Annotated in this window: 8 protein-coding genes; 5 read left to right on the plus strand and 3 right to left on the minus strand. The window is 71.6% G+C overall.

What is annotated here, in order from left to right; translation table 11 throughout:
* Nucleotides 1-330: 330 nt before the first annotated feature.
* Complete coding sequence (gene thiC, locus LE181_RS17690; RefSeq protein ID WP_225662261.1) at nucleotides 331-2,100, plus strand: phosphomethylpyrimidine synthase ThiC; 1,770 nt, start codon at nucleotides 331-333, stop codon at nucleotides 2,098-2,100.
* Between the two features lie 65 nt (nucleotides 2,101-2,165).
* On the opposite strand, the gene LE181_RS17695 is transcribed toward thiC, so the two are convergent.
* The 3 genes from LE181_RS17695 to LE181_RS17705 all read right to left on the minus strand — a co-directional run bounded on the left by LE181_RS17695 (nucleotide 2,166) and on the right by LE181_RS17705 (nucleotide 5,891).
* On the minus strand, nucleotides 2,166-3,062 hold the full coding sequence (locus LE181_RS17695; RefSeq protein ID WP_225662262.1) for a serine/threonine-protein kinase: 897 nt from the start codon (nucleotides 3,060-3,062) through the stop codon (nucleotides 2,166-2,168).
* A gap of 181 nt (nucleotides 3,063-3,243) precedes the next feature.
* Nucleotides 3,244-4,356, minus strand: a complete 1,113-nt coding sequence (locus LE181_RS17700; RefSeq protein ID WP_225662263.1) for a metallophosphoesterase family protein — start codon at nucleotides 4,354-4,356, stop codon at nucleotides 3,244-3,246.
* Between the two features lie 422 nt (nucleotides 4,357-4,778).
* Entirely contained in the window at nucleotides 4,779-5,891 is a 1,113-nt protein-coding gene (locus LE181_RS17705) for a LacI family DNA-binding transcriptional regulator (RefSeq protein ID WP_190108114.1), read from the minus strand.
* Between the two features lie 334 nt (nucleotides 5,892-6,225).
* Here LE181_RS17705 and hisC point away from each other — a divergent pair, with 334 nt between their 5' ends.
* From hisC to cydD, 4 genes are all read left to right on the plus strand, one after another.
* Entirely contained in the window at nucleotides 6,226-7,302 is a 1,077-nt protein-coding gene (gene hisC, locus LE181_RS17710) for a histidinol-phosphate transaminase (protein ID WP_225662264.1), read from the plus strand.
* Between the two features lie 264 nt (nucleotides 7,303-7,566).
* Nucleotides 7,567-9,150 (plus strand): cytochrome ubiquinol oxidase subunit I, encoded by a 1,584-nt coding sequence (locus LE181_RS17715; protein WP_225662265.1) that lies wholly within the window; start codon nucleotides 7,567-7,569, stop codon nucleotides 9,148-9,150.
* Between the two features lie 25 nt (nucleotides 9,151-9,175).
* Nucleotides 9,176-10,177, plus strand: coding sequence for a cytochrome d ubiquinol oxidase subunit II (gene cydB / locus LE181_RS17720; protein WP_225662266.1), 1,002 nt, complete (start codon nucleotides 9,176-9,178; stop codon nucleotides 10,175-10,177).
* Between the two features lie 12 nt (nucleotides 10,178-10,189).
* Nucleotides 10,190-12,111: thiol reductant ABC exporter subunit CydD (gene cydD, locus LE181_RS17725; protein ID WP_225662267.1), on the plus strand; the 1,922-nt coding region annotated here is incomplete at its 3' end.

Below are 12,111 nucleotides of genomic sequence, written 5' to 3' on the forward strand. Positions count from 1 at the left end.
GCCGCGATCACCTTGCGGAGGTGCGCGGACACGGGCGTCGCGGGGCCGTGGCCGTGCCCATGGCCGTGCCCGTGACTGTGCCCGTGGGAGGGGGTGGGGCCGTGGGGGGCGTGGGTGGTCTGTTCGGTGGGGGTCACGCCCCGATCATCGCAAGCCCCCCTGGCAGCTCCGCAGCCGAAGGCGCTAGCGTGGTGTCACCTTTGCAATCGCGGGAGCTCGGAGCACCGGGCTGAGAGGGCGCTGACCTCCGTACGGGAAGCACGTACGGAAGCCGCTGCGTCGACCGCCGAACCTGTTACCGGGTAATGCCGGCGTAGGGAGACTGGTCTGATGACCTCGCAGGATGCACGCACGTCCGAAACCGGCCGGGAGATCGGCTGGCACAAGGACTACGTGACCGGCTCGCGGCCGGACCTCAGGGTTCCGGTGCGGCGGGTCCACCTGACCAACGGGCAGGACGTACAGCTGTACGACACCTCCGGCCCGTACACCGATCCGGCCGTCGAGACGGACGTCCGACGCGGCCTCCACCCGCTGCGGGAGAACTGGATCATCGCTCGCGGCGACACCGAGGAGTACGCCGGGCGGCCCATGCGCCCGGAGGACGACGGCATCAAGCACACCTCGCCCCGCGGCGGGCTGAAGAACCTCGACGCGGTCTTCCCCGGCCGCCCGCGCCAGCCGCGCAGGGGCCGTGCCGGCGCCGCGGTGACCCAGCTCGCGTACGCCCGCCGCGGGGAGGTCACCGCGGAGATGGAGTACGTGGCCCTCCGCGAGAACGTCTCGCCGGAGACCGTCCGGGAGGAGATCGCGGCCGGCCGCGCCGTGCTCCCGGCCAACGTGAACCACCCGGAGATCGAGCCGATGATCATCGGCAAGAAGTTCCTGGTCAAGGTCAACGCCAACATCGGCAACTCCGCCGTCACCTCCTCCATCGAGGAGGAGGTGGAGAAGATGACGTGGGCGACGCGCTGGGGCGCCGACACGGTCATGGACCTCTCCACCGGCCGCAACATCCACACCACCCGCGAGTGGGTGCTGCGCAACTCCCCCGTCCCCATCGGCACCGTCCCGCTGTACCAGGCGCTGGAGAAGGTCGACGGCAAGGCCGAGGAGCTGACCTGGGAGATCTACAAGGACACGGTTATCGAGCAGGCCGAGCAGGGCGTCGACTACATGACCGTCCACGCGGGCGTGCTGCTGCGCTACGTCCCGCTGACCGCCCGCCGGAAGACCGGCATCGTCTCCCGCGGCGGTTCGATCATGGCCGCGTGGTGCCTGGCGCACCACAAGGAGTCGTTCCTCTACGAGAACTTCGAGGAGCTCTGCGAGATCCTCGCGGCGTACGACGTGACGTACTCCCTCGGCGACGGGCTGCGGCCCGGTTCGATCGCGGATGCGAACGACGAGGCCCAGTTCGCCGAGCTGAAGACCCTCGGCGAGCTCAACCGGATCGCCAAGCGGCACGACGTGCAGACCATGATCGAGGGTCCGGGCCACGTCCCGATGCACAAGATCAAGGAGAATATCGACCTCCAGCAGGAGATCTGCGACGAGGCGCCGTTCTACACGCTCGGCCCCCTCACCACGGACGTCGCACCGGCGTACGACCACATCACGTCCGGGATCGGCGCCGCGATGATCGCCTGGTGGGGCACCGCGATGCTCTGCTACGTCACGCCGAAGGAGCACCTGGGCCTGCCGGACCGCGACGACGTGAAGACCGGCGTCATCACGTACAAGATCGCCGCGCATGCGGCGGATCTGGCCAAGGGCCACCCGGGCGCCCAGGAGTGGGACGACGCCCTCTCGGACGCGCGTTTCGAATTCCGCTGGGAGGACCAGTTCAATCTGGCGCTCGACCCGGAGACGGCCCGCGCCTTCCACGACGAGACGCTTCCGGCCGAGCCGGCGAAGACGGCGCACTTCTGCTCGATGTGCGGCCCCAAGTTCTGTTCGATGAAGATCTCCCAGGACATTCGCCGGGAGCACGGCGGCGATCTTTCGGTGGAAGCCGTGGATCCGGCCGCCGGAATGGCGCAGAAGTCCAAGGAGTTCGCTGCGGCGGGCAATCGCGTATATCTGCCGATCGCGGACTGAGCGCCCGGTCACCGGAGAACGACGACCGCGGAACGCGGCCACGGGTGGCGGCCCGGATCACCGGCCTATTCGGGTCGGTGATCCGGGCCGCCGAAGTCCGGACTGCTGAAATCCGGGCTGGTGAAGCCCGCGCGGGTGGACGGCGACGGGCCGTCGTCGGGGCTGGAGAAGCCGGGGCGCGAATAGCCGAGAGGGGGCGTGCGGCCGGAGCCGGGCGCCTGGCGGCGCACGGATGACGGACGGCTTCCGGCCGGTGCGTTGGCCAGAGCCTCCCGGAGGAACGGCATGATGCCGCGGTCCAGCAGGGCCTGCCGCCACGCCTCCCGGGCCTGCTCGGCCTCCTCGGTGAGCCGGTCCGCCGGCAGGCCGTCCTCCGGCCGGCGGCCGTTGCGCAGGGCGGTGCGCAGCATGCCGGACATGGCGATGAGCACGCCGGCGACGGTGAAGCCGCCGAACCACCAGCCCACCTTGATCATTTGGTCGGCCACGGCCTCGTTGGAACCGACCGTCCGCATGACGTAGCCGATGAGGAGGAAGAGGAACGCGGCGATCCCCGCCAGCACGGGGGCGAGGACGGCGAGGACCGCACCGGCGCCGGCGCCCGGGTCGTCGCCGGGCGGGGCGACGGGGTCCGCGCCGGTGCCCGGGTCCTCGTCGCCGGGCGGGGCGGCGTGCGTGACGGCGCGGCCGACCGGCTGGGGCCGGGCGGCGGCCGAACGGGCGCGCAGCTCCTCGCGCGCGCTGACGAAGTCCTCGTATTCCGGCGCCGCGCACGCGGAGATGGCGGCGGTGGCGCTGAGGGCCATCGTGCGCAGTTGTTCGGTATTGAGCCGCTGTCCTATCGCGGCGGCCAGTGCGCTGATCTCCGGGTCCCGGTCCGCTGAACGCAACGCCCGGTCGAGTACCCGCTCGAATTCCGGGCGGTCCTCGGCCAGCAGGTGCGGAGCGCTGTTCATGTGCATCCCCCGATGCTCCGTAGGGCCCTTGTTGCCGGCTTGTCCCGGCAGTGGGCGGAAACGGAGGAGAGCCTGCTACGGATAAGCCGATGGTAGAGCCGCACCGGCGCGGGGTGACAGTGTGTTTCCCGAATTACCCCGCGGCGGTGGAACTCGTCATCTGCCCGTGGACCGTACCGCTGAACCCTCAGCCGGCCAGCGGAAGTTGTACGACCAGCAGCTTTCCGGCCATGGTGACGCCGCCGTCCATGGCGAGCGCCAGCCCGTCGGCGTACAGATGCGGACCGTCCACGACCGGGGCGCCGCCGTCCTCGTCGTCGGGGTCCTCGGCGCCGACCTCGCCCAGGAGGTAGGGGATGGGGCTGTGCCCGTGGACGATGCGGCTGCCGCCGTAGGTCTGCAGCAGCTCCCGCACGGCCAGGGGGCCCGCCTCCTCGTCGCGGAAGGCGAAGCGCTTGGTGAACTTGCGGAAGAGGTCCCAGCACTCGTCGGGGTCGTTGCGCTGCAGCGCCTCGGTGACGGCGTCGTTCACGGCTGCGATGGAGTCGCCGTACTCCAGGTAGGCGGTCGTGTCGGAGTGCACGAGCAGGTGCCCGTCCTCGTGGGCGATCGCGTCGAGGCGCGACATCCACTGCAGGTGGTGATCCTCCAGGCGCTCCATGTCGGTGCGCTGGCCGCCGTTGAGCAGCCACGCGGCCTGGAAGGAGGCGGTGCCGGCGCCGGAGTTGACCGGCGTGTCGGCGAACCGCTTGGCGCCGATCAGCAGCAGCTCGTGGTTGCCCATGAGCGCCTTGCAGTAGCCGCCGGCGGCGGCGGCCTCGGCGGACAGCCGCATGACGAGGTCGATCACGCCGACGCCGTCCGGGCCACGGTCGGTGAAGTCGCCGAGGAACCACAGCCGGGCGTTGCCCGCGGCCCAGTGGCCCTGCGCGTCGATGAGCCCCTGGGCGGCGAGCGCCTCGTACAGCTCGTCCAGGTAGCCGTGGACGTCGCCCACGACGTACAGCGGGCCGGGGCCGGTGGGCAGCGGCTCGTGCTGGGGCGCGGCGAGGGGGGTCAGCTCGACGGTGGGCACGTCCTGCGGCGGGGTGCTGCGGGCGATCACCGGCAGGTCGCGGGCGGTGGGGGTGTACCCCTCGGGGTACTCCTGGTACTCCGGGGCGGCCGGCGGGAGCGGGGCGGTCTGGGCGTAGCCGGGCACGGGCGCTGGCGCGGCGTATCCGGGGAAGGGCGGCATCGCCGCCGCGGTCCGTGCCGCAGGTCCCTGACCGGCCCCCTGAGTCATCGACCCCTCCACCATCGCGCCGCCGTGCACCTTGTGGACCTTGCCTGGTCGACGGCGGTCCGTGGTGTCGTGCGCCCATCATAGGAATGACCGTCGCAGGTTGTGACGCACCAGGGGCTGTGAATCGATGCGGGAGACCGGGATCGCCGGTCTTTTCTCCCCAAATGAGCCGTTACGCGAGCCGTTCGCGCCGGTCAGGCGGGCTCCGGGCGGCTCCGGGTGTTCGGGGCCCCGCTTCCTCGTGCGCCGGACGCGGGTCCACTCCGGGTTGACGCGGGTCGGCGTGCGGGCCGGATGGGGACGGGGCGGGGGCGTCGGTCGTGCCCCTCGGACCGGGTCGGACCGGATCAGGTCGGACGGGACCGGGTCGTAGTGAACCGGGCTGTACGGAACCGGCCTGTAGGGAGCCGGGCCGTACGGGACCGGGGCGTACCGGTTCAGTCCGGGGCGGGTCCGCGCGGTGGACTGACGGTGGTGCGCGGGGGGCGTCGTTCGGAGGAGGTCCGGACGATCAGTTCGGTGGGTATGACCTGCTCCACCGGGCGGCCGCTGTCCAGTCCCTCGATGGCGTCGATGAGGAGCTGGACGACCGCGGTGCCGATGCGCCGGGGCTTGAGCGACAGCGTGGTGATGGGCGGCTCGGTCGTGGCGTAGACCGTGGACTCGCTGCAGCACACGAGCAGCAGGTCGTCCGGTACGCGCAGACCGTAGCGGCGGGCCGCGGCGAGCAGGTCGGTGCCGTTGGGGTCGAACAGCCCGTACACCGCGTCCGGCCGGTCCGGGCGGGCGAGCAGCCGGTCGGCGGCGACGGCGCCCGCGCAGGGGTCGTGGGCGGGGTACGCCTCGTAGACCGGGTCCTGGCCGACGCGCTCGCACCACTGCAGGTAGGCGGTGGTGGACAGCCGGGTGTAGGTGTCGGTGGTGGTGCCGGTGAGCAGGCCGATCCGGCGGGCGCCGGCGGCGGCGAGGTGGTCGAGGATGCCCAGCACCGCGGCCTCGTGGTCGTTGTCGACCCAGGCGGTCACCGGGAGCGAGCCCGCGGGGCGGCCGTCGGAGACCACGGGGATGCCCTGCCGGACCAGGTCGGAGACGACGGGGTCGTGGTCGGAGGGGTCCACGACGACCGTGCCGTCGAGGGCGACGTTGGACCACACGTCGTGCCGGGAGGTCGCCGGAAGGATGACGAGGGCGTAGCCGCGGGCGAGTGCGGCGGAGGTGGCGGCCCTGGCCATCTCGGCGAAGTAGGCGAACTCGGTGAAGGTGAAAGGTTCATCCCCGTAGGTGGTCACGGTCAGGCCGATGAGGCCGGACTTTCCCGTACGGAGGGTGCGGGCCGCGGCGGACGGGCGGTAGCCCAGTCTGTCGGCGACCTCGCGGACATGGCGGCGGGTCGCGTCCGGTAGCCGGCCCTTGCCGTTGAGCGCGTCGGAGACGGTGGTGATCGAAACTCCGGCGGCGGCGGCCACGTCCCGGATGCCCGCCCGCCCCTGCCGGCTGCCCCTGCGGGACGGTTCCGCCCGGCTCACGTGATGCTTCCCTGCTGCTGTCATGGCGAGCCGATAGTAGGGCTCGGGTGGTCCTTTGGCAGGGCGACCTATTTGACTGTTGACAGACACGTTTCTGCGGCGCTTGAACACGCCAATGACCTTGGAAATGAAGGGCGTTGGGCGGTTCCGCGCCGGATGGTCGGGTCGTGGCATATCCATGCCGGAGGAATGGTCCAGGTCTCGAAGAGGTCTCAACTCACCTTCACGGGGGACGCGCGCCACGGCGCTCGCCACGGCGCGCAGCAGCAGGGGGAGCGCTCCGAAAGTTCTGGACGCCGCCCGGGGGCCTGCTCATAAGGTGTGCGGTATTCATGTCAGTGGTGGAGGAGGACCCGCGGTGACCGAAAAGAACCCCAAGCTGCGTGCGGCACTGGACGCCGTGCCGACCTACAAGCCGGGGAAGCCGGCGGCCGCCGGTGGGCCGGTCGCCTTCAAGCTGTCCTCCAACGAGAACCCCTACCCGCCGCTGCCCGGGGTCCTGGAGAGCGCCCTCTCCGCGGCGTCCTCGCTCAACCGCTACCCCGACATGGCCTGCACCGGGCTGATGGCGGAGCTGGCCGAGCGCTTCGACGTGCCGCTGTCGCACCTGGCCACCGGCACCGGCTCGGTCGGCGTCGCCCAGCAGCTGGTCCAGGCGACGGCCGGCCCCGGCGACGAGGTGATCTTCGCCTGGCGCTCCTTCGAGGCGTACCCGATCATCACCCGGGTGGCGGGCGCCGTCCCGGTGCAGGTGCCGCTGACCGAGGGCGCTGTGCACGATCTGGAGGCGATGCTCGCCGCGATCACCGAGCGGACCCGGCTGATCTTCGTCTGCAACCCCAACAACCCCACCGGTACGGTCGTACGCCGTGCCGAGCTGGAGTCCTTCCTGGACCGCGTCCCCTCCGACGTGCTCGTGGTGCTGGACGAGGCGTACCTCGAATTCATCCGGGACGAGAACGTCCCCGACGGCATCGACCTCTACCGCGACCGGCCGAACGTCTGCGTGCTGCGCACGTTCTCCAAGGCGTACGGGCTCGCCGGGCTCCGGGTGGGCTTCGCGGTCGCGCACGAGCCGGTCGCGGCGGCGCTGCGCAAGACGGCCGTGCCCTTCGGCGTGAGCCAGGTGGCCCAGGACGCGGCGGTGGCCTCGCTGCGCAGCGAGGAGGCGCTGCGCGAGCGGGTGGACGCGCTGGTGGCGGAGCGGACCCGGGTGGTCGCCGCGCTGACCGCGCAGGGCTGGACGCTCCCGGAGTCGCACGCCAACTTCGTCTGGCTGCCGCTGGGGGAGCGCTCGGTGGACTTCGCGGCCCTGTGCGAGCAGGCGGGCGTGGTCGTACGGCCGTTCCCGGAGGGCGTGCGGGTGACGATCGGCGAGACCGAGGCGAACGACCTCTTCCTGCGGGCGGCGGAGGAGTTCCGCGCGAAGCTGTAGCCGCGGCGGCGCACTGCCGCCCCGTGTGACCGGACGCCGTGTCCCCCGGACGGGGGCACGGCGTCCGTCGTGTCCGGCAGGGCCGTCCGGCCCGGGCCGAAGGGGTACCCCCCTCGATTGCCCGAAAAGAGGGTGCGTCATAATTGCTTGTGAATGTGAACGCGTTCACAAGCCCGCCTTTATGTCCCTCTTTACCTGGGTCATACAAGGGCAAAAGCACCGACGTGCTGCGTCGGTGGTCGCAAGAGGCAAGGGAGGGACCGAGTGAATCTGGCTTTGGCTCCGGAGACACTGGCGCGCTGGCAGTTCGGGATCACGACCGTCTACCACTTTCTCTTCGTCCCACTGACGATCAGCCTTGCCGCGATCACGGCCGGTCTGCAGACGGCCTGGGTCCGCACGGACAAGGAGAAGTACTTCCACGCCACGAAGTTCTGGGGAAAGCTCTTCCTCATCAACATCGCGATGGGCGTGGTCACCGGCCTCGTGCAGGAGTTCCAGTTCGGCATGAACTGGTCGGACTACTCGCGCTTCGTCGGCGATGTGTTCGGGGCGCCGCTCGCGATGGAGGCGCTGCTGGCCTTCTTCTTCGAGTCCACCTTCATCGGCCTGTGGATCTTCGGCTGGGACAAGCTGCCCAAGAAGATCCACTGTGCCTGCATCTGGATCGTGGCCGTCGGCACCGTCCTGTCGTCGTACTTCATCCTGGCCGCGAACTCCTGGATGCAGCACCCGGTCGGCTACACGGTCGACAAGGCGACGGGCAAGGCGCAGCTCACCGACATCTGGGCCGTGCTGACGCAGAACACCACCCTGGTCGTCGTCCTGCACACCCTCACCGCGGCGTTCCTCACCGGCGGCGCCTTCGTCGTGGGCATCGCCTCCTTCCACCTGTGGCGGGCCAGGCGCAAGCAGCTCAGGGGCGAGGAGCTCGGCGAGAAGCAGCGCAGGCAGATACCGGCGATGCTGACCTCGCTGCGGGTGGGCCTGGTCGTCGCGGTGATCGCCGGCCTCGGCACGGCGGTCAGCGGTGACGAGCTCGGCAAGGTGATGTTCGAGCAGCAGCCGATGAAGATGGCCGCCGCCGAGGCGCTGTGGGAGACGCAGTCGCCGGCGCCGTTCTCGGTCTTCGCGGTCGGCGACGTCGGCAAGGGCCACAACAGCGTCGAGATCGAGATACCCGGCGTGCTCTCCTTCCTCGCCCACAACAACTTCTCCGACGCCGTCCCCGGCATCAACGACATCGCCGCCCGCGAGGCGGCCGCCTACGGCGGCGAGCCGGAGGACTACATCCCCAGCATCTTCATGACCTTCTGGGGCTTCCGCCTCATGATCGGCTTCGGGATGACGTCCTTCGTGGCTGCCCTGATCGGGCTGTGGACCACGCGCAGGAAGCTCTGGCTGGCCCCCGAGTACCGGGCCGCCGAGGGCGAGATACCCCGGCTCATGCTGACCCGGACCCGCGAGATGGGCCCGTTCCTCACCATGTGGTCCTGGCGCATCGGCATCCTCACCATGGGCTTCCCGCTGATCGCCAACTCCTTCGGCTGGATCTTCACCGAGATGGGCCGCCAGCCCTGGGCCGTCTACGGGCTGATGAAGACCGGCGACGCGGTCTCGCCGGGCGTGGGCCAGGGCGAGGTCCTCACCTCCATGGCCGTCTTCACCGCGCTGTACGCGGTGCTGGCCGTCGTCGAGGTCAAGCTGCTCGTGAAGTACGCCAAGGCAGGCCCGGACACCGACGAGAAGCCCCCGGCGAAGGACCCCCGGCTGCGGTTCCCGTCCGGCGGGGCCGGCGCGGCCGGAGCCGCCGAGGACGCCGACAAGCCGATGACGTTCGCGTACTGACCGGGCGGGGAACGGAGAACCGACCATGCACCTCCACGACTTCTGGTTCCTGCTGATCGCCGTCCTGTGGACGGGCTACTTCTTCCTCGAAGGGTTCGACTTCGGCATCGGTGTCCTGACCAAGACGCTCGCCCGGGACCGCACCGAGCGGCGGGTGCTGATCAACACCATCGGCCCCGTCTGGGACGGCAACGAGGTCTGGCTGATCACCGCCGCCGGAGCGACCTTCGCCGCCTTCCCCGACTGGTACGCCACGCTCTTCAGCGGCTTCTACCTGCCGCTGCTGGCCGTCCTCGTCTGCCTCATCGTCCGCGGCGTCGCCTTCGAGTACCGCCACAAGCGCCCCGGGGAGCGCTGGCAGCGCAACTGGGAGAACGCCATCTTCTGGTGCTCGCTGCTGCCCGCCTTCCTGTGGGGAGCCGTGTTCGCCAACGTCCTGCGCGGGGTCCCGATCGGGCCGGACAAGAACTACAGCGGTGACGTGCTCGACCTGATGAGCCCCTACGCCCTGCTGGGCGGCCTCTTCACGCTCGTCCTCTTCACCTTCCACGGCGCCGTCTTCGCCGCGCTGAAGACCACCGGCGACATCCGCCACCGGGCCCGCGCCCACGCCGCCCGCTACGGCCTGGCCGCCGCGGCGCTCGCCGTGGCCTTCCTGGCCTGGTCGCAGGCCGCGTACGGCAACGGGCGCAGCCTGCCCGCCACGGTCGTGGCCGTCCTCGCCCTGCTCGCCGCCCTGGCCCTGAACCGCGCGGGCCGGGAGGGCTGGTCGTTCGCCCTCTCCGGCGTGACCGTCGCCGCCGCCTTCGCCACCGTCTTCCTCGCGCTCTTCCCCGACGTGCTGCCCTCCTCGTCCGACCCGGCCTGGAACCTGACCGTCACCAGCGCCGCCTCCAGCCCGTACACGCTGGGCATCATGACGTGGGTCGCCGGCTTCGCGACCCCGCTGATCATCGGCTACCAATCCTGGACCTACTGGGTGTTCCGCAAGCGGATCGGCACCCAGCACATCCCGGCCGCCCACTGAGGTGCCCACGCCATGAAGCCCGTCGACCCCCGCCTGCTGAGGTACGCCTCCGCGACCCGCCTCTTCCTCGTCGCCTCCGTCGCGCTCGGGCTGGCGGGGGCCGGCCTCGTCATCGCGCAGGCGATGCTGATCGCCGACGTCGTCACCGGGGCCTTCCGGCACGGGCGCACGGCCGGCGACCTCACCGCACCGCTCGCGCTGCTGGCCGCCGTCGCCCTGGGCCGGGCCGTGGTGTCCTGGCTCACCGAGCTGGCCGCCCACCGTGCGAGCGCGGCGGTCAAGTCGACGCTGCGGAACCGGCTGCTGGAGCGGGCCGCCCGGCTCGACCCGGCCGGGCGCAACAGCGGCGAGCTGGCCACCCTCGCCACCCGTGGCATCGACGCCCTGGACGACTACTTCGCCCGCTACCTCCCCCAGCTCGGTCTCGCGGTCGTGGTGCCTGTGGCCGTCCTGGCCCGCATCGTCACCGCCGACTGGCTGTCGGCGCTCGTCATCGTCCTCACGCTGCCCCTCATCCCCCTCTTCATGGCCCTCATCGGCTGGGCCACCCAGTCCCGGATGGACCGGCAGTGGCGGCTGCTGTCCCGCCTCTCCGGGCACTTCCTCGACGTCGTCACCGGACTGCCCACGCTCAAGGTCTTCGGCCGTGCCAAGGCACAGGCCGAGTCGATCCGCGCCATCACCGCCGACTACCGGCGGGCCACGCTGCGGACGCTGCGCCTGGCCTTCCTCTCCTCCTTCGCCCTGGAGCTGCTGTCCACCCTGTCGGTGGCGCTCGTCGCCGTCGGCGTGGGCATGCGGCTCGTGCACGGCGAACTCGACCTGTACACCGGCCTGATGGTGCTCGTCCTGGCGCCCGAGGCGTACCTTCCGCTGCGCCAGGTGGGCGCGCAGTACCACGCGGCGGCGGAGGGCCTGGCGGCGGCGGACCAGGTCTTCGCCGTGCTGGAGAGCGAGCCCGCCCCGGCCGGCACCCTCCCGGCCCCGGACGCCCGGACCGCGGCGCTGACCGTCGAACGCCTCGTGGTCCGGCACGCGGACCGGCCGCAACCCTCCCTGGCCGAGACCTCGTTCGAGGTGCGGCCGGGCGAGACGGTCGCGGTGACCGGCGCCAGCGGCGCCGGCAAGTCGACCCTGCTGCGGGCCCTGCTGGGCCTCGAACGGCCCAGCGCCGGGCGGGTGCTGGTGGGCGGTGCGGAACTCTCATCGCTCTCCCCCGAAAGCTGGCGGAGCCAGGTGGCCTGGCTTCCGCAACGGCCCCATCTCTTCGCCGGGACGGTCGCCGAGAACGTACGACTGGCCCGGCCCGACGCCTCGGACGCACAGGTGCAGGACGCACTGCGGGCGGCCGGAGCGCTCGGCTTCGTCTCCATGCTGCCGCAGGGCACTGACACTCGCCTCGGCGAGGACGGCGGAGGGCTGTCCGCCGGGCAGCGTCAACGGATCGCGCTGGCCCGGGCGTTCCTCGCCGACCGGCCGGTCCTGCTGCTCGACGAGCCGACGGCGGCGCTCGACGGCGAGACCGAGGCCGCCGTGGTGGCGGCCGTACGGCGGCTGGCCGCGGGCCGGACCGTGGTGCTGGTCGTCCACCGGCCCGCGCTGCTCGCCGTCGCCGACCGGAGGGTGCACCTGGGCGGGCCCCGGCCCGGTCGGGGGCCGGGCCGGCCGTCGGCTTCGCCTGCCCGGCCGGTCACGGGCAGGGAACCGGGGGAGGAGGGGGCAGAGGCTGCCGGGGGCGCACGGCTGTCCGACGGCCGGGCCCCGGCCCCGGTCGGGGCGGCGGTGGATCCCGACGGTGGCGAACGGGCCGACGCGGTCGGCGGCGGGGTCGGCTCTGCGCCGCAGCCGGCGCTGCCCGGCCTCGCGCGGGCCCGTGACGGTGGGGCCGCGTCGGGTCGCGAGGGTCTCGGCCCTGCGCGGGCCGGTGTCGGCGC

It is taken from the genome of Streptomyces sichuanensis (genome assembly GCF_020328095.1).
Taxonomy (GTDB): Bacteria; Actinomycetota; Actinomycetes; order Streptomycetales; family Streptomycetaceae; genus Streptomyces; species Streptomyces cinnamoneus.

Coding starts and splice junctions, on each gene's coding strand:
- thiC (WP_225662261.1), top strand. CDS start 331: ATGACCTCGCAGGATGCACGCACGTCCGAAACCGGCCGGGAGATCGGC.
- LE181_RS17705 (WP_190108114.1), bottom strand. CDS start 5,891: ATGACAGCAGCAGGGAAGCATCACGTGAGCCGGGCGGAACCGTCCCGC.
- LE181_RS17700 (WP_225662263.1), bottom strand. CDS start 4,356: ATGGTGGAGGGGTCGATGACTCAGGGGGCCGGTCAGGGACCTGCGGCA.
- LE181_RS17695 (WP_225662262.1), bottom strand. CDS start 3,062: ATGCACATGAACAGCGCTCCGCACCTGCTGGCCGAGGACCGCCCGGAA.
- cydB (WP_225662266.1), top strand. CDS start 9,176: ATGCACCTCCACGACTTCTGGTTCCTGCTGATCGCCGTCCTGTGGACG.